Consider the following 21,672-nt stretch of genomic DNA (forward strand, 5'->3'; position numbering starts at 1 on the left):
ACGAACATTCATTCTTGACAACCACCGCAAGCGGCGGGACAGTGGCGCCAACAACAAAAACGAACGATCCTTCTCTATAGGAGTTCCCCATGTCCGCTGCACCCCACCGCCACGTGATCGCGGTGATGATCCTGATCCCGGTCGTGGCGGCGCTGGCCCTGTGGGCCTTCGCCTGGCCCGCGGCCCGGACCGCGCCGCGCGACCTGCCCATCGGCGTCGCAGGGCCCGCCGCGGCCGCCGACCAGCTCGAGCAGCGTTTCGAACAGCACGAGGGCGCGTTCGACGTCCACCGTTACGAGGACGAGGCCGCCGCCAGGACCGCGATCGAGGACCGGGTCGTATACGGCGCCGTCGTCGCGGGGCCGGGCGGCCCGGAGCTGCTGATCGCCACCGGGGCGAGCCCTGTCGTCGCCCAGCTTCTCCAGCAGTCGGTGGCCGCACAGGCACCGGCGGGCACCGAGACGAAGGGGACGGACCTGGTGCCCCTTCCGTCCGGTGACCCACGGGGCAGCGCACTCACGGCGAGCGTCCTGCCGCTCGCCCTCGCGGGCGTCGCGGCCGGGGCACTGGTGACCCTGCTCGGCCTGCGCGGCGCACGGGCCGCCGCCGCACTCGTCGGCGCCGCCGTTCTGGTGGGCATCACCGCCACCGCGATCGCCCACAGCTGGCTCGGCGCATTCGACGGCAACTGGTGGGCGGAGGCGGGCGCGCTGAGCCTGACGGTCGCCGCCCTCGGCATGTCCGTCGCCGGGCTCGCCGCGCTGCTCGGCACTCCGGGCATCGGGCTCGGAGCACTGCTGATGGTGCTGATCGGCAACCCGTCCTCGGGCGCCTCGTCCGCGCCGGAACTGCTGCCCGGGCCGCTCGGCACCCTCGGCCAGTGGCTGCCGCCGGGCGCCGGCGCAACACTGCTGCGTTCGGTGACGTACTTCGACGGGAACGGCGCGGCCACGTCGCTGCTGACGCTGTCGCTGTGGGCGGCACTGGGCCTGACCGCCGTGCTCGTCGCCGGCCGGCGACGCGTACCGGCCACCGCCGAACCGGCGGCCCGCCCCTCCCCCGCGCCGGTCGCCTAGGCCCCTTCCGTCCGACCGACCCACTCGCCGAGAGTCCCTGGACCACCACGGACCGGCCGCGCGTCCCCGCTGTAGCGGACGGGGGCGCGCGGCCTCTTTCTGCGTCGCCGGCCGAGCGCGGCCGGGGCGCTAGCCGCGATCCTCGGGACCGTGGCGCTCGGGGCGGTGATGCTCGGCGGTCAGGCCGAAGCGGCCGCGGGCGGGGGAAGCAGGCGAGGAGGAGCCGAAGGAGGACACGGAGCTGATCACCTGCTCCTCCCCGGCCTCCGACCCGCTCTCCAGCCGCTCCAGATCGGCGGCGGACACCAACGCCACGAGCGGCTTCCCGTGCCGGGTCACCACCACGCGCTCCCCGCCGTAGACGACACGGTTGATCAGCTCGGCGAGCTCTGCGCGGGCTTGCGTCACCGGAATCTCATAGGCCATGCTCCCATCATAACGGTCTGTACGTCCTGTACATTTTTTACAGCGACACGGAGACGCCGTCGACCGAGGAGAGGTACGCCATGAACCGCCCCGCCGCCCGATACGTGCTGCCCGAGTTCACCGAACGCACCTCCTCGGGAACACGCACCCTCGATCCGTACTCGAAGCTGATGGAGGAGCGGATCGTCTTCCTCGGGACCGCGATCGACGACACGGCGGCGAACGACGTCATCGCGCAGTTCCTGCACCTCGAGTACGCGGCCCCCGACCAGGACATCTCCCTCTACATCAACTCCCCCGGCGGATCACTGAGCGCCATGTCCGCCGTCTACGACACGATGCAGGTCGTCACCTGCGACGTGGCGACCACCTGCCTCGGCCAGGCCGCCTCGACCGCGGCCGCCCTGCTCGCCGCCGGCGCGCCCGGCAAGCGCACCGCCCTGCCGGGCGCGCGCATCGTGATGCAGCAGCCCTCCTACGAGGAGCCGTTGCGCGGACAGCCGTCCGATCTGGAGATCCACGCCGCGGAGTTGCTGCGGCTGCGCGAGCAACTGGCCGGGATGCTGGTACGCCACACCGGTCAGACCCCCGGACGCATCGCCGGCGACCTCGAGCGCGACAAGATCTTCGACGCACCGGCAGCCAGGGAGTACGGCCTGATCGACCACGTCATCACCTCCCGCAAGATCTCGGCCGCACCTTCCCCCGCCGCGAGGTGAGTCCGGAATGCTGCCGCCCGAACTGCCCCCGCTGCCCGCCCTCACCCGCGCCGAGGCCGAGTTCATCGACTCCTACCTCGAAGTCGTCGACCTCCTCGGCCGGATCAACCCCGCTCGCTCCACCCACACCTACACGGCCCTGCGCGCCGCGCAGGCCCTGGTCGGACGGGCGGCCGCACTCAGGGACGCCCTGACGCTCATGCACACGCGGGGCGAGAGCGAGGTGTACACGCACACGCTCACCGAGGCGCTGCGGGTGCTCGACGGCGAGCGCAGGGCGAAACGGGTGACCATGCCGCCCGTTTCCACGAGTTGACGATCACTCTGCTGCTGTCAACCGCCGACGGGACAGCGGTGCTCGTACCCCGTTCGGTGGAGCTTCGCGAAAGTTGTCGCCTGCCGCAGGACTTGCGCCGCGCGACCACCGATCTGGCGCAATCCGCCGCTTCGTCGCTGGTACGACGATGCTTCCGGGTCATGGGAAAAGGGGCTCCACGGTCCTGTCCACCCGAAAGGGCCAGTCGTGATTGGCTTCACAAAAGCCGTTTCAACTCGGAAATCGGACATGGGTGGGTAACGATCCGTGGGACGACAAGCCCCCGCCACCTTGACGGGGCGGTCCGGGCGGACGCTGAGTCCTGCCGCCGCACCGGACGTCTGGTCGACGGAAGTGCATCGGCAGGAGTGGAGGACCCGAGCAGTACGGCGTGACCGGCGACACCGGACGCGCCTTGGGGTGAAGCCGCTGCGGCGGCCGGGCGTCTTCGCCGGTCCGAACCCGACAGGTCATCCTTCACAGGCGGCTGACGAAGGGTTGCGCATGACTGCGCAGATTCATCTCCCGCTCCTCTTCTCGCGGGCGGGTGCCGTATCGGCACTGACGATCGCCGCCGTCGGCGGCACACTCCTCGCCCCGGGCGGAACCACCGAGGCCCATGCGGTCAGCAGCCACGCGAGCAAGGCGCTCAGGGTGGCGGCATCGAAGGAAGGATCGCCGTACCGTTACGGCGCCACGGGTCCGAACCGCTTCGACTGCTCCGGGCTGACGCTCTACTCGTACAAGAAGGCCGGGAAGATACTGCCCCGGACCGCACAGCAGCAGTACAACCGGACCCGTCATGTCTCCGCCGGCAACCGGCGACGGGGTGACCTGGTGTTCTTCCATTCCGGCGGTGCCGTGTACCACGTGGGCATCTACGCCGGGGGCGGGAAGATCTGGCACTCGCCGAAGACCGGCGACGTGGTCCGGCTCGTCAAGATCTGGACGCGGAGCGTCAAGTACGGCCGGGTGCGCTGACGCCCCGGCAGTTTCCCTGCGGTGGCGCGCTGTCAGTGCGCCGTCGAACGGACCAGCAGCGTCGCACCGAGCACGGTCAGCGCGCCGCCGGAAATCCCCTCGACGGCACGGGCGGTGCGCGGCCTGCGCAGCCACCGGCCGAGCCGGTCGACGAGCAGCGCCACCGCCGGGAACCAGATCAGTGCGAACAGCACGACGATGCCGGCCAGCAGCAGGGTACGCGGCAGCACCGCGGCACCGTCGGGCACGAACTGCGGAAGCAGACTCAGGAAGAGCACCGGCGCCTTCGGGTTGAGCACGTTGGTGAGGAAGCCCTGCCGCAGGCCGCGTCCGACGCCGCTCGTGGTCGCCTCGCCGTCGGGCTCCTCGGCCTGTGACCGCGCGCGGAGCGCGGTCCGTACCGCGCGGACGCCCAGGTACAGCACATACGCGCCGCCGGCGATCTGCAGTGTCCGGTACAGCAGGGGCACGGTCGCGAGGAGGGCGGCGAGTCCGGCCACGGCCAGCGCCGTGTGGACGAGCAGACCGCCCGCGACGCCCACCGCGCAGGCGACGCCGGCATGCCGTGAGGCGATCGCGTTGCGTACGACGACGGTGAAGTCGGCGCCGGGCATGGTGACCATGCCCGCGGCGACCCCGAGGAAGGCGATCAGCTGTACGTCCATGGCTCCCAGACTGGACCGTGCCGGGCCTTAACGTGTACTTGGGCTTTCTGCATAGAGGCCTGAAGCAACGCTTAAGGGGTGCGCCCATGTACGACCCGACACGGCTGGCCGCGCTCGTCGCGGTGGCGGAGGCCGGTTCCATCACGCGGGCGGCCGCCCGGCTGGGCTACACGGCACCCGCCCTCTCGCAGCAGGTGGCCAAGCTGGAACGGGAGGCCGGGGCGGTGCTGCTGGTGCGTTCGCACCGCGGCGCGCGGCTGACGGCGGCCGGCGAGCTGCTCGCCGAGCGCGCCCGACGGGTGCTGGACGAGATGGAACGGGCACGGCACGAGCTGGCCGGACTCTCCGGCCTCACCGGCGGCCGGCTGCGGGTCGGCACCTTCACGACCGTGGGCATCCATCTGCTGCCTCCGGTGCTGAGCGCGTTCCGCCGCGCGTACCCCGACGTCGAACTGACCGTCGCCGAGTACGAACCGCCGGGCGGTGTCACCGCGGTGGCGACCGGTGAGGTCGACGTGGCACTCACCCACGCCTATGAACCGGCCGAGCCGGCCGCACCACCGCCGGGTGTGGTCGTGGAGCCGCTGCTCGTGGAGGAGTTGGTACTGGTGACGGCGCCGGGTCATGTGCTGGCCGGTGGCTCCGGCCGGCTGCCCGTCGGTGACCTGGCCGGTCAGCCGCTGATCAGCAGCGCTCCCTCGCACCCGCCCCGCAAGGGGGTCGAGGGCGCACTGGCGCGGGCCGGTGCGACGCCTGCAGTGGTGTGCGAGTCACCGGGCTACGCACTGGTGTGCGCGCTGGTCAGCGCCGGGCTCGGGGTGGCGGTCGTACCGGAGATGGTCGCCGCGCTGGCGTCGACGCCCCTGCAGATACGTCAGCTGGAGCCTGCCGCGTTCCGCCGGACGATCTCCGTGGCGCACCGGGGTGAGGATTCGGGCCCGGCCGTGCGGTCCCTGCGGGCGCTGATGCGCGGCGCGTTCGGAAGGGCCGGCGCCCGTCCGGGCCCGGCCCCGCAGTGACGGGCTCGCGGCCGCGTTCCGGAGGCGGTTGCCGCGGTGGCGCGCTCCTGCCCGGGTGGGTGCCTCACGCGCTCCGGACGGGGTCGCCGCCCTCCTGCGCCGGGCGCCGGCACCGGTCAGTTCTGTACGGGGACGGACCAGGGCAGCGCGATCCAGACGGTCTTGCCGCCCTCCGCGGTGGGCGTGACGGTCAGCCGGCCGCCGCACTCGGCGGTGAGGGTACGGATGATGACCATGCCGCGGCCGTTGTCCTGGCGGACGGCGGCGGGCAGCCGCCGCGGCCAGCGCGGATGGCTGTCGGTGACGCCGATGCACAGCTGTTCGTCGCGTTCCAGGCGCAGGTCCACCGTGAACGTCGGTGACTGGCCGAAGGTGTGCTGAACGGCGTTGGTGGCGAGCTCGGACACGATCAGCCGGACGACGTCGACCGCCTCGGCGTCGGGCTCCAGCCCCCACTCGCACACGGCGTCCGTGACATGTCTCCGCGCGGCGGAGACCGACGCCGGGTCGCTCGGCAGAGTGACGGATGTTTCTTGGTGGTCTGCCATGGCGGCGCTGTCCCTTTCCCACCGCGGCCGGGCTCCGACTCGTAGCGGATGAAACGCAGGAACGGCCACGGATTACGCTTCCGCGTCAGACTGCCACTTATCGCCCCTCAGGGTCGGTGATCCACCGAGATACATACATTTCTGTCGCTCGATGCGGTGAACTCTGCTACGGGAGACCGTATTTGAGGCCCCCGGCCGAGAGTTCGTCCACGGCGACCGGGCACGGCACCGGCCTCAACGGCCGGGCGCCGTCCCGATGATCGTGGAGATCGCCGTGTCGATCTGGCGCTGCGTGAGATCCGCCCTGGCGGTGAGCCGGATACGGGAGATCCCGTCCGGCACGGACGGCGGCCGGAAGCATCCGACGACCAGTCCCGCCGCCCGGCAGTCCGCCGCCCAGCGCAGCGCCGCGTCCGGTGACGGCGCGCGCACGGAGACGACGGCGGCGTCCGGCCGGGCGGCGGTGAACCCGGCGTCGGTCAGTCGGCGGTGGAGCGTCACCGCCACCTCGCGCGCCCGGCCGGCGAGGCGGGGCTCGCGGCGCAGCACCCGCAGGCTCGCGAGCGCGGCACCGGCCGCGGCCGGTGCCAGCCCGGTGTCGAAGATGAACGTCCGCGCGGTGTTGACCAGGTGGTCGATGACACGGGCCGGGCCGAGGACCGCGCCGCCCTGGCTGCCCAGGGACTTGGACAGCGTCAGCGTGGCGACGGTGCCCGCCGCGCCCGCCAGCCCCGCGGCGTCAAGAGCGCCCCGGCCGCCGTCACCGAGGACCCCGAGCCCGTGCGCGTCGTCGACGAGAAGCGCCGCGCCCAGCTCACGGCAGGCGTCGGCGAGACCCGGCAGGGGCGCGGCGTCACCGTCGACGGAGAAGACCGAGTCGGTGACAGCGAGGGCCCGGCGGCCGGGGTGCGCGTCGAGCGTCTTGCGCACGGCCTCGACATCGGCGTGCGGGACGACCGACGTCTCCGCGCGGGACAGCCGGCAGCCGTCGACGATGGAGGCGTGGTTACCCGCGTCGGACACGACGAGCGCGTCCCGGCCGCCGAGCGCGGTGACCGCGGCGAGGTTCGCCGCGTAGCCGGAGGACAGCACGAGAGCCGCCTCGAAGCCGCAGAAGTCGGCGAGCTCGCCCTCCAGTTCGGCGTGGAGCTCGGTGCTGCCGGTGACGAGACGGGAGCCGGTGGCCCCCGCGCCCCACCGCCTGGCTGCCCGCGCGGCCCCCTCGGTGACCTCCGGGTGGCGGGTCAGCCCGAGATAGTCGTTGCTCGCCAGGTCGAGGAGATCACTCTCGGCGGCGCGCGGCCTGAGCGTACGGACCAGTCCCGCGTGCTCGCGGCGGCGCGACTCCTCGTCGATCCAGTCGAAAGGATCCTGCGGCATGGTGGTCCGGTCCTTTTGTAGGCAGCGGACAGACCCTAGCCCGGCCCGAGCGCCTGTCGGGTGTGGCCATGCACACACCTCGAAACGGCCCTGTTGTGGAGTTCCTCCTTGGCCCGGGCCCGTGCCGTACGCAAGGATCTGCGCCATGGACCTCCTGAACACGCTGGTGGAGAAGGGTCTGCGGCGCGAGCTGCCGACCCGTGAAGAAGCGCTCGCCGTACTGGCGACCTCCGACGACGACGTGCTGGAAGTGGTGGCCGCGGCCGGCAAGGTGCGCCGGCAGTGGTTCGGGCGGCGGGTGAAGCTGAACTATCTCGTCAACCTGAAGTCGGGCCTGTGCCCGGAGGACTGCTCGTACTGCTCCCAGCGGCTCGGCTCGAAGGCGGAGATCCTCAAGTACACCTGGCTGAAGCCCGAGGAGGCCTCCGAGGCCGCGGCGGCCGGTGTCGCGGGCGGCGCGAAGCGGGTCTGCCTGGTCGCGAGCGGGCGCGGCCCGACGGACCGGGACGTGGACCGGGTCTCGAAGACGATCGAGGCGATCAAGGAACAGAACGAGGGCGTCGAGGTGTGCGCGTGCCTCGGGCTGCTCTCGGACGGTCAGGCCGAGCGGCTGCGCGACGCGGGCGCCGACGCGTACAACCACAACCTGAACACGTCCGAGGGGACGTACGGGGACATCACCACCACCCACACCTACGCGGACCGCGTCGACACCGTCACCAAGGCGCACGCCGCGGGCCTGTCCGCGTGCTCCGGGCTCATCGCCGGCATGGGCGAGAGCGACGAGGACCTGGTCGACGTCGTCTTCGCGCTGCGGGAGCTCGACCCGGACTCGGTCCCGGTGAACTTCCTGATCCCGTTCGAGGGCACCCCCCTGGCCAAGGAATGGCACCTCACGCCCCAGCGGTGTCTGCGCATCCTCGCGATGACCCGGTTCGTCTGCCCCGACGTGGAGGTCCGGCTCGCCGGCGGGCGCGAGGTGCATCTGCGCTCGATGCAGCCGCTCGCACTGCACCTCGCCAACTCGATCTTCCTGGGCGACTACCTGACCAGCGAGGGCCAGGCCGGCAAGGCCGACCTGGACATGATCACCGACGCCGGTTTCGAGGTCGAGGGCACGGACACGACGACCCTGCCCGGCCACCGCGCCGCGGGCGGCGGCTGCGGGTCCGTGTGCGGCGAGAAGGGCGGCGAGGGCGGCTGCTCGGACGCCGCGCCGGCCGGGGAGGCGTCCGGGATTCCGGCGGCCGAGCCGGCGTCCGAGGTCCCCGGTGCCCGTAGAGACCTGGTCGCGGTGCGCCGCCGGGGCGCCGGGACGGATCTCGCGCCCAATGCCTGAGTTCACCCCCGCCGAACTGCGGGCGCTGGACCGGGCCCACGTCTGGCACCCGTACGGCCCGATGCCGGGCCGTACGGACCCGCTGGTCGTCGAGTCCGCCTCCGGGGTGCGGCTGCGGCTCGCCGAAGAGGTCCACGGCCGGCGCGAGTTGGTCGACGGCATGTCCTCCTGGTGGTCCGCGGTCCACGGCTACAACCACCCGGTGCTCAACGAGGCGGCGACCGCGCAGCTGGGGCGGATGAGCCATGTGATGTTCGGCGGGCTCACCCATGAGCCGGCCGTACGCCTGGCCACCCGACTGGTCGAGATCACGCCGGAGCCGCTGCGGCATGTCTTCCTGTGCGACTCGGGTTCGGTGTCCGTCGAGGTCGCGGTGAAGATGTGCCTCCAGTACTGGCGCTCGGTGGGCCGCCCCGCCAAGCAGCGGCTGCTGACCTGGCGCGGCGGCTACCACGGCGACACCTGGCAGCCGATGTCGGTGTGCGACCCGGAGGGCGGCATGCACGAGCTGTGGCAGGGCGTACTGCCCCGCCAGCTCTTCGCGGACGCGCCGCCCGCCGCGTACGAGGAGTCGTACGCGCAGGGCCTGCGCGAGCTCGTCGCCCGGCACGCCGACGAGCTGGCGGCGATCATCGTGGAGCCTGTCGTCCAGGGCGCGGGCGGCATGCGCTTCCACTCCCCCGAGTACCTGCGGGTGCTGCGGGAGGCCTGCGACGAGTACGGCGTGCTGCTGGTCCTCGACGAGATCGCGACCGGCTTCGGACGTACCGGCACGCTGTTCGCGGCCGGGCACGCGGGGATCGCGCCGGATGTGATGTGCCTGGGAAAGGCGCTGACCGGCGGCTATCTGACGATGGCTGCGACGCTGTGCACCGCGCGGGTGGCGGAGGGGATCTCGCGGGGCAAGGTCCCGGTGCTGGCCCACGGCCCGACGTTCATGGGCAACCCGCTGGCCTCGGCCGTCGCCTGCGCCTCGATCGACCTGCTGCTCGGCCAGGACTGGCAGCAGGAAATCAAACGCCTCGAGACGGGCCTGCGGGACGGGCTCGCCGAGGCCGCCGCACTGCCCGGGGTGCGGGACGTCCGGGTCCTCGGCGGCATCGGCGTCGTCCAGCTCGACCACGAGATCGACATGGCGGCGGCCACGGCGGCGGCGGTCCGGGAGGGCGTCTGGCTGCGGCCGTTCCGTGACCTCGTCTACACGATGCCGCCGTACGTCACGAGCGACGAGGATGTCGACCGGATCTGCCGCGCGGTACGGGCGGCGGCAGCGGCGGGGTGACGGATGGTGGCGCGTGGCGCCTGCGGCGGGCCTGTCCCCTACCCGCCCCTTCCCGAACCGGGGCGCGGCCCCGGCCGTCCTGCCGGGCTCGGGCTCGGGCTGAGCTGGGGCAGGGGCTCCCAGCCTGCCCCCACCGGGCTCAGGGCAGGGGCTCCCGGCCCGCCCCCACCGGGCTCGGACTGGGGCTCCCAGCCTGCCCCAACCGGGCTCGGGCTGGGGCTCCCGGCCTCCCCCCGCCGGGGTCAGGGCAGGGGCTCCCGGCACGCCCGCCAGGGCCGCGCGCCCGGCCCGGCCGCCGAACCGGGACCCTCCGGCCCGCGCCCCGGACTCGGGTGCCGGGGTCGGGCTTCGCCCGGCCCGTACCGCCCCGCGGGCGGTTTCGGGGCTCCGCCCCGGGCTCCGGTACCGCGCTTCGCGCGGTGACCTCAAACTCCGCCTACGGCCTGGCGGCCTGGGGGTACCCCCGAGCCGGGCCCAAATACCGCTCCGCGGCACCCAGCCGTCCGGCGGGAGCGAAATCCGGCCTCGCCGGCGATTGAGGCGCGGGGTTCGGGGCGGAGCCCCGACGGGACCGGCACGTTCCAGCCTCGCTGTGGGTACCTGGGGTGGGGTGGGGGGAGATCAGGCAGTCCGAACGAACGAAAGGCGCAGACGCACATGGCAGTGATCGTCGTCACCGGTACCGGAACCGAGATCGGCAAGACCGTCGTCACCGCGGCCGTCGCCGCGACCGCGCTCGCGCAGGGACGGTCCGTCGCCGTCGTGAAGCCCGCGCAGACCGGGGTCGCGCCCGGTGAGGACGGCGACGTCGACGTGGTGCGGCGGCTCGCCGGCAACGTCACACGGAGCGAACTCGCCCGTTTCCCGGAACCGTTGGCGCCCGCCACCGCCGCCCGGCGGGCCGGGCTTCCTCCGGTGCGCCCCCACCAGGTGGCAGAGGCCGCCGAGAAGCTCGCGAGTGAGCACGACCTGGTGCTGGTCGAGGGCGCCGGCGGCCTGCTCGTACGGCTCGACGACGCCGGCGCCACACTCGCCGACGTGGCCGCCGAGCTCGCCGCGCCCGTGCTCGTCGTCGCTCCCGCCGGGCTCGGCACGCTCAATATGACCGCCCTGACCGCGGAAGCCCTGCGCGCAAGGGACTTGGAGCAGCTGGGCGTCGTGGTCGGGAGCTGGCCGGCCGGGCCGGATCTCGCCGCCCGCTGCAATCTCGCCGATCTGCCGGAGGCGGCGGGCGCCCCGCTGCTGGGCGTCGTCCCCGAGGGCGCGGGCGCGCTCGCTCCCGTCGAGTTCAGGCAGCGGGCCGCCGCATGGCTGGCGCCACGCCTGGGCGGCCGGTGGGATGCCGGGGCGTTCACCGCCGCCGTAGGCTGAATTCCATGCGCGCAAAGATCGACGAGGTCGTCTTCGACTGCCACGACCCGGCCCGGCTGGTGCGGTTCTGGGCCGCGCTCCTCGGCGGCGATCCGGTGGACCGTTCCGACGACTGGTCATACATCGATCCGCCCGGGTTCGTACGCGTCGCCTTCCAGCGCGTGCCGGAGGGCAAGTCGGCCAAGAACCGGCTGCATCTGGACCTGGACGCGGGCGACGTCGACGCGGCGGCGGACGAGGCGGTCCGGCTGGGTGCGGAGCTCCTCGGTGCGGTCGTCACCGACGACCACGGCCGGTTCCAGGTCCTGCGCGACCCGGAGGGCAACGAATTCTGCTTCGTGGCGCCGCTCGACGCCTGATCCGCACCGGCCGGGGGAGAATGACGGTGACCGGCCCGTCCGTCTCATGGAGGCCCCCATGGTCCCGATGGTTCAGCGCGGCACGAAGGTCCCGAAGGACGCCGTCCACCATCCGCTCTTCGCCCGTTTCTACGCGAAGATCAGCGTGAGCGCCGACCTCAAGGGCGGCATCGCCGCCTACCGGGCCGAGCTGCTGGAGGGGCTGTCCGGCCGGGTGATCGAGATCGGCGCGGGCAACGGACTGAATTTCGCGCACTATCCGGCCACCGTCTCCGAGGTGGTCGCCCTCGAACCGGAGCGCACACTGCGGAAGCTGGCCGTGGAGGCGGCGCTGCGCGCCGAGGTGCCGGTGGATGTGGTGCCCGGCGCCGCCGAGGCCCTGCCGGTCAAGAGCGAGGGCTTCGACGCGGTGATCGCCTCTCTGGTGCTGTGCACCGTACGGGATCTGCCGCGGGCGCTGTCCGAGATCAGGCGGGTCCTGCGGCCCGGCGGGGAACTGCGGTTCTTCGAGCACGGACTCGCGGACGGCCGCGGTCTCGCGACGGCTCAGCGGGTCCTCGACGGCACCGTGTGGCCGCTGCTGTTCGGCGGCTGCCACACCGCCCGCGACCCGGTCGCCGCGATCGAGGAAGCGGGGTTCGAACTCGGCCCCTACCGGCGGTTCCGCATCCCGGACGGCGGACCGCAGCTGCCCACCTCACCGTGCGTACTGGGCGTCGCCCGCCGGCCGCGGGAGTCTGCCTAGTCCAGGCGCCGTCCGGCCGGTCCCGACCGGAGGCCGTCGCCGATGTTCTGTTCCCCGTGATGCTCCAGCACCTCGTCGACCGTCCCGAACGAGGCGAACTCCCCTGCCCGCTCCGATGTATTGGGTGTATTGGCTGCCATTCCTGCGAGTGCACGACAGCGGCTGCGCACCGATGGCGCGGGCGCGGCAGCGTCACGCGCTCCACCCGCGCAGTTCCTCCGCGATCCGCCGGACGTCGGCCTTGCCCTCCTTGACCAGCCGGGCCAGGTCCCGCACCTGTTCGGGCGAGGTGACGACCTTCAGTCCGCAGGCGACGAGATAGCCGTACGCGACGGCCGACGCGAACATGGCGTTGGAGCGTTCCAGCGCGGGCACATGCAGCAGAAGTTGCAGCAGTGCGGCGGCGCGTGAGGCGGGGTCGCCGTAGACGGGGACGCCGAATATCTCCGCCTCGTGGCGGCTGACGGCGGCGACGAGCGCTCCCCAGTCCGTGACCTGGGGATCACCGGGAGTCTTGTGCTCGGCCACCATGAGCAGCCAGGCGAGGTCGATCCGCAGGCTCAACGCTTGTCGCCGAACTCCTCGGCGAAGACCGACTCGTACTGCTTCATGAAGTCGGCCGCCGCGTCGACGAAGGTGCGTCCCGCTTCACCGGCGTCCTGCTTGACCAGTTCCTCGATGTAGCGGTTCATGCTCAGGCCGCGTTGCAGCGCCCGCTGCCGGGCGGTCTCCGCGGTGGACTCGTCCACGCGTACGTTCAGCTGGGTCTTCGCCACACCATCAAGCTAGCGCGATGCCGCTAGCATCCGCAAGTGCGCGTCCCCCTCCCACCGGTCGTCCGTCCCGCACCGTGAAAGCCGGTGGCGGGCGCGACGGGCGGCGTGCTTGGCTCGCGGCCATGACCGACCCGCTGACCAGCACCCTGACCGACCTGCGGATCCGCAATGCCGCTCCCGACGAGGCCGAGGCCGTTCTCGGCTTCTGGAAAAAGGCCGCGGAGGGCACCAGCATCACCGACGACGCGGACGGCGTCACACGCCTCATCGCACGTGACCCCGAGGCGCTCATCCTGGCCGAACGCGACGGCGTCCTCGTCGGCTCGGTGATCGCCGGTTACGACGGATGGCGCTGCTCCCTGTACCGGCTGGCGGTGCTGCCCTCCCACCGCCGGCGCGGAATCTCTGCGGCACTGCTGGCAGCGGCCGAGAAGCGGTTCGCCGCGGTGGGCGGCCGGCGCGGGGACGCGATGGTGCTCGAGGCCAACGAACGGGCGCAGCGGGCGTGGGAGTCCGCCGGGTACCTGCGCGAGGACCACTGGCGCCGCTGGGTCAAGCCCTTCGCCTGAGCGCTGACGCACCAAGCGCCTTTGCTGATCCTTTACCATGGGAGCACTGTCCACTCCCCGTACGAAAGGTGTGAGCGTCCGTCCATGGACGAGCCTCCCAGTAGCCGACATCGCGCAATCCTCCTCCCGCTGTCCGATCATGGGACGGAGGTGAACCGATGACCGAGTTGCTTCTGCTCGCTGTAGCGGTGCTGCTCTCCGTCGCCTGCGGGGCCTTCGTCGCGGCGGAGTTCTCCCTCACGACGGTGGAGCGCGGTGATCTCGAGCGGGCCGCGGAGCGCGGCGAACGCGGCGCGGCCGGCGCCCTCAAGGCCGTACGCAGCCTCACGTTCCAGCTGTCCGGCGCACAGCTCGGCATCACCGTCACCAACCTGGTCGTCGGTATGCTCGCCGAGCCCTCGATCGCCGCGCTCATCCGCGGACCGGTCGAGGACGTCGGCCTTTCCCCCTCTGTCGCCTCGTCCGTGGCTCTGGTCATCGGCACCGGGCTGTCGACCGTCGTGCTGATGGTCGTCGGCGAGCTGGTCCCGAAGAACTGGGCCATCTCCTCCCCGCTGGCCGTCGCCAAGGTGGTCGCCACGCCGCAGCGGATCTTCACCGCCGCCTTCCGGCCGCTGATCTCCCACCTCAACAGCACCGCGAACCGCATCGTGACGCGGCTCGGTCTGGAACCCACGGAGGAGCTCGCCTTCGCCCGCAGCCCCAAGGAGCTGATCGCGCTGGCCCGTCACTCGGCCAAGGAGGGCGCGCTTGAGGCGGACACCGCCGAGCTCTTCGTCCGCACCCTCGGCCTCGGCGAGCTCACCGCGGAGAACGTCATGACCCCGCGCGTGCAGGTGACGGCCCTCGAGGCGCAGGCCACGGCCGAGGACGTCGCCAACGCGACCCGGGCGACCGGCCTCAGCCGCTTCCCGGTCTACCGGGGCAACCTCGACACCGTCGTCGGCATCGCCCACATCAAGGACGTGCTGGCCGTGCCCGCGGAGCGCCGTCCGCGCCTGCGGGTCTCCGAGCTGCTGCGCGAACCGGTGCTGGTGCCCGAGTCGCTGACCGTCGACCGGCTGCTCGACCGCATTCAGGGCAAATCCACCATGGCCGTCGTCATCGACGAGTACGGCGGCACCGCCGGAGTGGTGACGATGGAGGACATCGTGGAGGAGGTCGTCGGAGAGGTGCGCGACGAGCACGATCCGCACGAGACACCCGACCTGGCTCCGGCGGGCGAGGACGCCGACGGACGGTCCCTGTGGTCGGCCGACGGTGCCGCGCGCACCGACCAGCTGGCGGCCATCGGCCTGCGCGTGCCGGACGGCCCCTACGAGACACTGGCCGGCCTCGTCGCCACCGAGCTGGGACGCATACCCGCCGGGGGTGACCGGATCGACATGGCCGGCTGGCAGCTCGACGTCGTCGACGCGTCCGGGCGGCGCGCGGCGCGGGTGCTGATGCACGCTCCGCTCGCCGCGGACCGGCCGTCCGACGAGACCGAGGAGGCGGGACGATGATCGCGATCCAGCTCTTCGTCGGCCTGCTGACGCTGGTCCTCAACGCCTTCTTCGTCGGCGCGGAGTTCGCGCTGATCTCGGTGCGGCGCAGCCAGGTCGAGCCGGAGGCGCAGGCGGGCAACCGCCGGGCCCGCAGCGTGCTGTGGGGCCTCCAGCACGTCTCGGCGCTCATGGCCGCCGCCCAGCTCGGCATCACCCTGTGCACCCTGGTCCTCGGCATCGTCGCCGAGCCGGCCATCGCACATCTGCTGGAGCCGGTCTTCGACGCGGTGGGTGTGCCGCACGGGGCGGTCCACCCCATCTCGTTCGTCATCGCCCTGTCGCTCGCGACGTACCTGCACATGCTGCTCGGCGAGATGGTGCCGAAGAACGTCGCGCTCGCCGAGCCGCTGCGCAGCGCGTTGTGGTTCGGGCCGCCGCTGGTGGCGTTCGCGCGGGCGCTGCGGCCGGTGATCTTCATGATCAACGCGTTCGCGAACGGTCTGCTGAAGCTGCTGCGGGTCCAGACGAGGGACGAGGTGTCCGCGACCTTCTCCGACGACGAGCTGGCGAACCTGGTCCAGGACGCCGGCGAGGCCGGCCTCCTCGACGACCGCTCCGCGGAGCGGCTGCGGGACGCCCTCGAACTCGGCCGCAGGCCCGTGCGCGACGTCGTGATGCCCATCGAGCGCGTGGTGTACGCGCAGGCCGGTACGACGCCGGAGCAGTTGGAGGCGCTCTCCGCGGACTCGGGCTTCTCCCGGTTCCCGGTGGTGGACGCTGGGCGCCGCATCCTCGGCTACCTGCATGTGAAGGACGCGCTGGACGCGGCGCCACGGGATGTGGCGTTCCCCGTGGCGGCGATGCGGCCGATCGCGCGGGTGCGGGCGACGACCCCGCTCGACGACGTCCTCACGGCGATGCGGCGCAGCCGCACGCACCTGGCGGCCGTCCTCGACGAGGACGGCCGGCCGGAGGGTCTGGTCACGATGGAGGACATCCTGCGGGAGCTGGTGGGCCGACCGGGGTGACGGGGGCGCGGGGCGGGCGGGCCGCTGCGCGGGGCGCTCTCCCCTCCCCGCCCCGTCCCGTTGCACCGATGTGCGGCTCCGCCGCGTGGCGGGCCAAGCCCCAAACCCCGGTACCGCGCTTCGCGCGGTGTCCTCAATCTCCCCCTACGGCCTGGCGGCCGTAGGGGGGGCACCTCCCACGCCGCCAGGCGTAGGGGGCGTACCGCCGGCCGGGCTGCACAGCAGCCCCGCCGGCGATTGAGGCGCAGGGGTACGGGGGCGGAGCCCCCGGTTTCGGGAAGGGGCGGGGAGGGGAACAAGCCCGCCGCTAGAACGCCATCGCGCCCACCCACCCGTCGAGGACCTCCCGGCGGCCCGTGACCGTGAAACGGTCCGCCGTCGGGCGGCGGCGGCCGTAGAGGAGCAGCAGCAGGTCCGCCGCGGTGGACGTGACCGTGACGGGCGCGGCCGACGCCGTCTTCGTCCACGAGAAGCCGGCCGCGCCGAAGGCGATCGTCCAGGCCGCGCCGGTGTCCTGTGCGACGAGCGAGACCGAGCCGTCCGGCAGTGCCTCGAGCCGCTCGGTGATCCACGAGTAGTGCGGCAGGTTCTCCAGGAATTCCTCGATGCCGTCCGCCGCGGTGCCCGGCGCGACCCGGGGTTCGCGTCCGAGGGCCAGTTGCGCGTCCGCGAGGTGGATCACCGCTTCGAAGAGCAGCCGCCGGGGGTAGAACGCGACCCGCTGGTCCTCCCCGTAGGACCACATCGGCAGATCGGGATCCACCTTGCGCACGGTACGCAGGGCCGCTTCCGCGCTGCGGGCCACCCAATCCGGGTAGGCCGACGGATCGTCCGGCAGGTCGAGGGGCACGTCACGGGCCCAGACGCGTTCGGCGGCCCGTGTCCGCACCACGTGTTCCGCCCAGCGGTGGGTGGTGCCGTGGTGCTTCACCAGGTCGCCCACGGTCCAGCCGGGGCAGGTGGGCACCGGGATCGCCGGGTCCACGCCCCGTACCGCCGCCACGAACTCGCCGACGAGACGCTCGACGGCGTCGCAGTACCGCTCGTGCTGGTCGTCGTCCAGGCCGAAGCCGTCCGGCACCCGGAGCAGGTCGTCGCGCCATCCGCCGTCGGGCTGGCGGTCCGCCGCCCTGCGGACGAGTGCCGCGAGCTCGCGACGGTCGGCGGGCGGCAGTCTGTCCAGCAGGAATCCGGTGGCTTCCAGCCACTTCACGGCGGTGTCGGGGTCGAGCACGTCGTCGTCGCAGGTGTCGATCAGGGTCACCACTTCGGCCAGCGCTTCGGCCAGCGCATTGAGCAGTGCGTCACTCACGAAAGCTCCCCTCCGGATACGGAACCGAGGGACCCTACCGCGCGGTACGATCGCTGCGCCATGGAGATCAATGCCAACTACACCAGTTTTGTCGCGGTCGGTGACTCGTTCACCGAGGGCATGTCCGACCGGTTGCCCGACGGCTCGTACCGCGGCTGGGCGGACGTCCTCGCCGGCCGGCTCGCGGCCCGCACTCCCGGCTTCCGCTACGCGAATCTCGCGGTGCGCGGGAAGCTGATCCGGCAGATCGTCGACGAGCAGGTCGGCATCGCGGCCTCCATGGGCGCCGACGTGATCACGCTGGTCGGCGGTCTGAACGACACCCTGCGGCCCAAGTGCGACATGGTCCGGGTGCGCGACCTCCTCGAGGAAGCGGTGGAGAAGCTCGCGCCGGCGTGCGGGCAGCTGGTGCTGATGCGCAGCCCGGGCCGCCAGGGCCCGGTGATGGAACGGTTCCGAGCGCGCATGGAGGAACTGTTCGCCCATGTCGACTCCCTCGCCTCACGGCACGGTGCCCTCGTCGTCGACCTCTACGGCTGTGCCGCCCTCGGTGACCAGCGGATGTGGGACGCGGACCGGCTGCATCTGACGGCCGAGGGGCACCGGAGAGTCGCGGAGGCGGTCTGGCAGACGCTCGGTCTGGACGCCGCGGACGACTGGAAGGCGCCGCTGCCTCCCGCGCTCCGGGGCAGCTGGGCGGCGCGGCGGGTGGCCGACGCGCAGTTCGCCCGCAGGCACCTGGGGCCGTGGATCGGCCGGCGGCTGACGGGGCGTTCCTCCGGGGACGGCAGGCCGGCGAAACGGCCTGAACTGCTGCCGTACGAGCCCGGCGGGACGTCCTCCGCCGGCGCCTGATCCGCCCGCACGACCCCCTCGTAGCAAGCTACAACCATGGGCGGGGCGCTGAGCTGCGCAAACCCACAGTAGAATCTGCTCACGTGACTGCTGTGTCTGCGAAGCCTCGCATCCCCAATGTTCTCGCCGGCCGCTACGCCTCCGCGGAGCTGGCCGTGCTCTGGTCCCCCGAGCAGAAGGTCAAGCTGGAGCGTCAGCTCTGGCTGGCGGTGCTGCGCGCGCAGAAGGACCTCGGGATCGAGGTGCCGGACGCCGCGCTCGCCGACTACGAGCGGGTGCTCGGCCAGGTCGACCTGGCGTCGATCGCCGAGCGCGAGAAGGTCACGCGCCACGACGTGAAGGCCCGTATCGAGGAGTTCAACGCCCTCGCGGGCCACGAGCACGTCCACAAGGGCATGACCTCCCGTGACCTCACGGAGAACGTCGAGCAGCTCCAGATCCGGCTGTCGCTGGAACTGATGCGTGACCGTACGGTCGCGGTGCTGGCGCGGCTCGGCAGGCTGTCGGGCGAGTACGCGGAGCTGGTCATGGCCGGCCGCTCCCACAACGTCGCCGCCCAGGCGACGACGCTCGGCAAGCGGTTCGCGACCGCCGCGGACGAGCTGCTGGTCGCCTACGGACGGTTCGAGGACCTGCTGGGCCGCTACCCGCTGCGCGGCATCAAGGGGCCGGTCGGCACGGCGCAGGACATGCTCGACCTGCTGGGCGGCGACGCGGCGAAGCTGGCGGACCTGGAGCAGCGCATCGCCGCCCACCTGGGCTTCGGCAACGCGTTCACGTCGGTCGGCCAGGTCTACCCCCGCTCGCTGGACTACGACGTCGTGTCCGCTCTGGTGCAGCTGGCGGCCGCGCCGTCCTCGGTGGCCAAGACGATCCGGCTGATGGCAGGCCACGAGCTGGTGACCGAGGGCTTCAAGCCGGGCCAGGTCGGCTCGTCCGCGATGCCGCACAAGATGAACACCCGCTCCTGCGAGCGCGTCAACGGTCTGATGGTCATCCTGCGCGGCTACGCGTCGATGACCGGCGAGCTCGCCGGTGACCAGTGGAACGAGGGCGACGTGTCCTGCTCCGTGGTCCGCCGGGTGGCGCTGCCCGACGCGTTCTTCGCGCTCGACGGTCTGCTGGAGACCTTCCTGACGGTGCTCGACGAGTTCGGGGCGTTCCCCGCGGTCGTCGCGCGTGAGCTGGACCGCTACCTGCCGTTCCTCGCCACGACCAAGGTCCTCATGGGCGCCGTCCGCGCCGGGGTGGGCCGCGAGGTCGCGCACGAGGCCATCAAGGAGAACGCGGTCGCCTCTGCCCTGGCCATGCGGGAGCAGGGCGCGGAGCGCAACGAATTGCTGGACAAGCTGGCGGCCGACGAGCGCATCCCGCTGGACCGCGCCCAGCTGGACGAACTGATGGCGGACAAGCTGTCGTTCACGGGTGCCGCGAGCGACCAGGTGGCCTCGGTGGTCTCCCGTGTGGAGGAGATCGCGAAGCAGCACCCGGAGGCCGCCGCCTACACCCCGGGCGCGATCCTCTGACCCGCCCGACCCCGGCCGAGCTGGAGGCCGCCCGCGACCGCGTGATCGAGGACGTGGTCGCGGGCGGTCTTTCCGTGCTGTTCTGCGGCATCAACCCGGGGCTGATGTCGGGTGCCACCGGTCACCACTTCGCCCGCCCGGGCAACCGCTTCTGGCCGGTGCTGCACCTGTCGGGTTTCACCCCGCGGCAGTTGAAGCCGTCGGAGCAGCGCGAGCTGCTCGGCCACGGCCTCGGCATCACGAACGTGGTCGCACGGACGACTGCCCGGGCCGACGAGATCGGCGACGAGGAGTTCCGCGAGGGCGGCCGGCTGCTGGTCGCGAAGGTGGAGCGGCTGAAGCCCCGCTGGCTGGCCGTGGTCGGCGTGACGGCGTACCGCACGGCGTTCGGGGAGCGCTCGGCCCGGATCGGTCCGCAGGAGCGGACCATCGGCGGCGCGCGGGTGTGGGTGCTGCCCAACCCGAGCGGGCTGAACGCGCACTGGTCGCTCCGGGCGATGGCCGAGGAGTACGGCAGGCTCCGCGAGGCAGCCGACGGGCAGGTCCGGGAGGACGCCGGGCCGTGAGCGGGCCGGCCCGGGGCTTCCGGGGATTGGGCGGTCGGTGGCGGGCCGGCGCGGGATTCCGGGGACGGGCGGTCGGCTGTCGGGCCGGAGGTCAGTCGGTGTCCGTGGCCGCCAGGACCGCGATCTCCTGTCCCCCGGGTCGCACCGCGGCCACGGCGAGGTCCCAGGCGACCTCCTGGAACCACGGGGACGACGTGCCCAGGCGGAACCAGTGCGTCTGCTCGACGAGTTCCGCCGTGCGGCCGATCGGTGCGTCCGCCGGTGCGCCCGCCAGTGCCCCGAGGGAGCGCCACGCGGCGAGACGCCCGTAGGCGCCGTACATGCCGCCCCCGTAGGCCGGGCTGCGCACCGCCGCGGAGAGCAGGACCCGAAGCACCTCGTCGGAGGTCGACGCGTACAACCGGTCGGTGGGCTGCCCTTCCGGCCAGGGGATCAGGGGAAGCCGCTCGATGACGGCCGGAAGGTCTTCGGGCGCGACCGGGTCGGGCGACCAGAACTCCTGGGTCGCGACGAGCCCGTTGGAGCTGTCGCGCCAGTGCTGCACTGCCGCGCCCATGGCGACGGCGGCGGTTTCGCCGGTGATCTCCGTCAGGTCGAGATCCGCGGTGCGGCTGCGTGACGACGGTGAGGCGTGGAGTTCCGGGCCGTCGTAGGTGACGGAGGGCGTGGGCGGCACCGTCCAGGTCCAGGAGGCGTCGGCGTGCGGCGGTCTGCGCAGACCGCGTTCCGCGGGCAGCAGGCTCAGGGGAAGACCCGCGAGGGGGTGCCGCGCGGCGACGAGTGTGCCGGCGAAGGAGCGGAGTGCGGCGTACTGCTCGACCGGTGCCCCGGTGAGCACCATCTCCTGGAGAAGGCAGGCGGCGAACTCAAGGGAGTGGACCGAGTCGGCTCCCGGTGCGAACACCACCTGCTCGACGTCCTCGATCCGCTGACCGTGGGCGATGAGGGTCGCCAGTCGCCGCTCGGCCGCCGTGCGTTCGGCGCCGGAGGACCGCAAGGAGGCCGGGATGCGCAGAAGCGTGCGGACGCTCTGGGGCCCGGGGTGGGCCGATACGGTCTGGAGGAGGCGCTGCAGGAGGACTTCGTGCTGCCACTGGACGTCCTTCCCGGTGGCGGCGTGGGCGGCAAGCTGCTCGCCGAGGGCCCCGGCCCGGTCGAGCCGGCCGGCACGGACCTGCCTGTCGATCTCCTCGGAAAGCGCCGAGACGTCCGCTGAACCGGCCGCGGAGAGGCCCGCGACGGTGTGCGTGATGTCGTAGGTCATCGCGGACGAACCTCGTTTCGGGTGCCGGTCCCGGCGACTTGGCCGGCACCTTGCGGTGCCGGC

Annotated in this window: 25 protein-coding genes and 1 riboswitch; of the genes, 16 read left to right on the forward strand and 9 right to left on the reverse strand. The window is 72.4% G+C overall.

Features of this window, described 5'->3' with window-relative positions; translation table 11 throughout:
• Positions 1 to 89: 89 nt before the first annotated feature.
• Positions 90 to 1,076, forward strand: coding sequence for an ABC transporter permease (locus OGH68_RS04745; RefSeq protein WP_264242050.1), 987 nt, complete (start codon positions 90 to 92; stop codon positions 1,074 to 1,076).
• Positions 1,077 to 1,205: 129 nt separating this feature from the next.
• Here the strand turns inward: OGH68_RS04745 and OGH68_RS04750 are convergent, their stop codons facing one another.
• On the reverse strand, positions 1,206 to 1,502 hold the full coding sequence (locus OGH68_RS04750) for a type II toxin-antitoxin system Phd/YefM family antitoxin (protein WP_264242051.1): 297 nt from the start codon (positions 1,500 to 1,502) through the stop codon (positions 1,206 to 1,208).
• An 80-nt stretch (positions 1,503 to 1,582) separates the two neighbouring features.
• On the opposite strand from OGH68_RS04750, the gene OGH68_RS04755 reads away from it, so the two are divergent.
• The 3 genes from OGH68_RS04755 to OGH68_RS04765 all read left to right on the forward strand — a co-directional run bounded on the left by OGH68_RS04755 (position 1,583) and on the right by OGH68_RS04765 (position 3,518).
• Entirely contained in the window at positions 1,583 to 2,221 is a 639-nt protein-coding gene (locus OGH68_RS04755; protein WP_264242052.1) for an ATP-dependent Clp protease proteolytic subunit, read from the forward strand.
• A gap of 7 nt (positions 2,222 to 2,228) precedes the next feature.
• Positions 2,229 to 2,537, forward strand: coding sequence for a hypothetical protein (locus tag OGH68_RS04760; RefSeq protein WP_264242053.1), 309 nt, complete (start codon positions 2,229 to 2,231; stop codon positions 2,535 to 2,537).
• A 316-nt stretch (positions 2,538 to 2,853) separates the two neighbouring features.
• Positions 2,854 to 3,038, forward strand: a riboswitch (cyclic di-AMP (ydaO/yuaA leader).
• A 3-nt stretch (positions 3,039 to 3,041) separates the two neighbouring features.
• Positions 3,042 to 3,518: a C40 family peptidase gene (locus tag OGH68_RS04765; protein WP_264242054.1), complete on the forward strand. Its 477-nt coding sequence runs from the start codon at positions 3,042 to 3,044 to the stop codon at positions 3,516 to 3,518.
• 32 nt (positions 3,519 to 3,550) lie between these two features.
• Here the strand turns inward: OGH68_RS04765 and OGH68_RS04770 are convergent, their stop codons facing one another.
• Complete coding sequence (locus OGH68_RS04770; RefSeq protein ID WP_264242055.1) at positions 3,551 to 4,183, reverse strand: LysE family translocator; 633 nt, start codon at positions 4,181 to 4,183, stop codon at positions 3,551 to 3,553.
• A gap of 86 nt (positions 4,184 to 4,269) precedes the next feature.
• On the opposite strand from OGH68_RS04770, the gene OGH68_RS04775 reads away from it, so the two are divergent.
• Positions 4,270 to 5,202, forward strand: coding sequence for a LysR family transcriptional regulator (locus tag OGH68_RS04775; protein ID WP_264242056.1), 933 nt, complete (start codon positions 4,270 to 4,272; stop codon positions 5,200 to 5,202).
• A gap of 116 nt (positions 5,203 to 5,318) precedes the next feature.
• Here the strand turns inward: OGH68_RS04775 and OGH68_RS04780 are convergent, their stop codons facing one another.
• Together OGH68_RS04780 and OGH68_RS04785 are read right to left on the reverse strand one after the other, a co-directional pair.
• Positions 5,319 to 5,750, reverse strand: coding sequence for an ATP-binding protein (locus tag OGH68_RS04780; RefSeq protein WP_264242057.1), 432 nt, complete (start codon positions 5,748 to 5,750; stop codon positions 5,319 to 5,321).
• A 234-nt stretch (positions 5,751 to 5,984) separates the two neighbouring features.
• Positions 5,985 to 7,130, reverse strand: coding sequence for an 8-amino-7-oxononanoate synthase (locus tag OGH68_RS04785; RefSeq protein WP_264242058.1), 1,146 nt, complete (start codon positions 7,128 to 7,130; stop codon positions 5,985 to 5,987).
• 145 nt (positions 7,131 to 7,275) lie between these two features.
• Between OGH68_RS04785 and bioB the strand changes: the two genes are divergently transcribed.
• The 5 genes from bioB (at position 7,276) to OGH68_RS04810 (ending at position 12,226) form a co-directional block, all read left to right on the forward strand.
• Positions 7,276 to 8,469 (forward strand): biotin synthase BioB, encoded by a 1,194-nt coding sequence (gene bioB, locus OGH68_RS04790; RefSeq protein WP_264242059.1) that lies wholly within the window; start codon positions 7,276 to 7,278, stop codon positions 8,467 to 8,469.
• Positions 8,462 to 9,751: an adenosylmethionine--8-amino-7-oxononanoate transaminase gene (locus tag OGH68_RS04795; RefSeq protein ID WP_264242060.1), complete on the forward strand. Its 1,290-nt coding sequence runs from the start codon at positions 8,462 to 8,464 to the stop codon at positions 9,749 to 9,751. Before bioB ends, OGH68_RS04795 begins: the two co-directional genes overlap by 8 nt.
• 657 nt (positions 9,752 to 10,408) lie before the next feature.
• The gene (gene bioD, locus OGH68_RS04800) at positions 10,409 to 11,122 is read left to right on the forward strand and encodes a dethiobiotin synthase (protein ID WP_264242061.1); all 714 of its coding nucleotides are present in this window, start codon (positions 10,409 to 10,411) and stop codon (positions 11,120 to 11,122) included.
• Between the two features lie 5 nt (positions 11,123 to 11,127).
• A complete protein-coding gene (locus OGH68_RS04805; protein WP_264242062.1) occupies positions 11,128 to 11,481 on the forward strand; it encodes a VOC family protein in 354 nt (117 codons plus the stop codon).
• A 67-nt stretch (positions 11,482 to 11,548) separates the two neighbouring features.
• Entirely contained in the window at positions 11,549 to 12,226 is a 678-nt protein-coding gene (locus tag OGH68_RS04810) for a class I SAM-dependent methyltransferase (protein WP_264249905.1), read from the forward strand.
• On the opposite strand, the gene OGH68_RS04815 is transcribed toward OGH68_RS04810, so the two are convergent.
• Genes OGH68_RS04815 through OGH68_RS04825 form a run of 3 tightly spaced genes read right to left on the reverse strand, consistent with a single transcriptional unit; the run spans position 12,223 to position 13,002 of the window.
• Positions 12,223 to 12,366: a hypothetical protein gene (locus tag OGH68_RS04815; RefSeq protein WP_264242063.1), complete on the reverse strand. Its 144-nt coding sequence runs from the start codon at positions 12,364 to 12,366 to the stop codon at positions 12,223 to 12,225. The genes OGH68_RS04810 and OGH68_RS04815 overlap by 4 nt on opposite strands.
• A gap of 52 nt (positions 12,367 to 12,418) precedes the next feature.
• A complete protein-coding gene (locus OGH68_RS04820; RefSeq protein ID WP_264242064.1) occupies positions 12,419 to 12,790 on the reverse strand; it encodes a fic family toxin-antitoxin system, toxin component in 372 nt (123 codons plus the stop codon).
• Positions 12,787 to 13,002 carry an antitoxin gene (locus OGH68_RS04825; RefSeq protein WP_264242065.1) on the reverse strand — a complete coding sequence of 72 codons (216 nt, stop codon included), beginning with the start codon at positions 13,000 to 13,002 and terminating at the stop codon, positions 12,787 to 12,789. Before OGH68_RS04825 ends, OGH68_RS04820 begins: the two co-directional genes overlap by 4 nt.
• Before the next feature lie 146 nt (positions 13,003 to 13,148).
• On the opposite strand from OGH68_RS04825, the gene OGH68_RS04830 reads away from it, so the two are divergent.
• The 3 genes from OGH68_RS04830 (at position 13,149) to OGH68_RS04840 (ending at position 16,086) form a co-directional block, all read left to right on the forward strand.
• Complete coding sequence (locus tag OGH68_RS04830; RefSeq protein ID WP_264249907.1) at positions 13,149 to 13,571, forward strand: GNAT family N-acetyltransferase; 423 nt, start codon at positions 13,149 to 13,151, stop codon at positions 13,569 to 13,571.
• A 158-nt stretch (positions 13,572 to 13,729) separates the two neighbouring features.
• The gene (locus OGH68_RS04835) at positions 13,730 to 15,076 is read left to right on the forward strand and encodes a hemolysin family protein (RefSeq protein ID WP_264242066.1); all 1,347 of its coding nucleotides are present in this window, start codon (positions 13,730 to 13,732) and stop codon (positions 15,074 to 15,076) included.
• Positions 15,073 to 16,086: a hemolysin family protein gene (locus tag OGH68_RS04840; protein WP_264242067.1), complete on the forward strand. Its 1,014-nt coding sequence runs from the start codon at positions 15,073 to 15,075 to the stop codon at positions 16,084 to 16,086. Before OGH68_RS04835 ends, OGH68_RS04840 begins: the two co-directional genes overlap by 4 nt.
• Positions 16,087 to 16,393: 307 nt before the next feature.
• Here OGH68_RS04840 and OGH68_RS04845 read toward each other — a convergent pair whose 3' ends face one another.
• Positions 16,394 to 17,398 (reverse strand): maleylpyruvate isomerase family mycothiol-dependent enzyme, encoded by a 1,005-nt coding sequence (locus OGH68_RS04845; protein ID WP_264242068.1) that lies wholly within the window; start codon positions 17,396 to 17,398, stop codon positions 16,394 to 16,396.
• A gap of 60 nt (positions 17,399 to 17,458) precedes the next feature.
• Here OGH68_RS04845 and OGH68_RS04850 point away from each other — a divergent pair, with 60 nt between their 5' ends.
• The 3 genes from OGH68_RS04850 to mug all read left to right on the forward strand — a co-directional run bounded on the left by OGH68_RS04850 (position 17,459) and on the right by mug (position 20,345).
• Entirely contained in the window at positions 17,459 to 18,253 is a 795-nt protein-coding gene (locus OGH68_RS04850; RefSeq protein WP_264242069.1) for an SGNH/GDSL hydrolase family protein, read from the forward strand.
• Positions 18,254 to 18,336: 83 nt separating this feature from the next.
• Positions 18,337 to 19,779: an adenylosuccinate lyase gene (gene purB / locus OGH68_RS04855; RefSeq protein ID WP_264242070.1), complete on the forward strand. Its 1,443-nt coding sequence runs from the start codon at positions 18,337 to 18,339 to the stop codon at positions 19,777 to 19,779.
• Complete coding sequence (gene mug / locus OGH68_RS04860) at positions 19,776 to 20,345, forward strand: G/U mismatch-specific DNA glycosylase (RefSeq protein WP_264249909.1); 570 nt, start codon at positions 19,776 to 19,778, stop codon at positions 20,343 to 20,345. The genes purB and mug overlap by 4 nt, the downstream gene beginning before the upstream one ends.
• Positions 20,346 to 20,436: 91 nt before the next feature.
• On the opposite strand, the gene OGH68_RS04865 is transcribed toward mug, so the two are convergent.
• Positions 20,437 to 21,609, reverse strand: coding sequence for a DUF6183 family protein (locus OGH68_RS04865; protein WP_264242071.1), 1,173 nt, complete (start codon positions 21,607 to 21,609; stop codon positions 20,437 to 20,439).
• Between the last annotated feature and the right edge of the window lie 63 nt (positions 21,610 to 21,672).

Source organism: Streptomyces peucetius, assembly GCF_025854275.1.
Classification (GTDB): Bacteria; Actinomycetota; Actinomycetes; order Streptomycetales; family Streptomycetaceae; genus Streptomyces; species Streptomyces peucetius_A.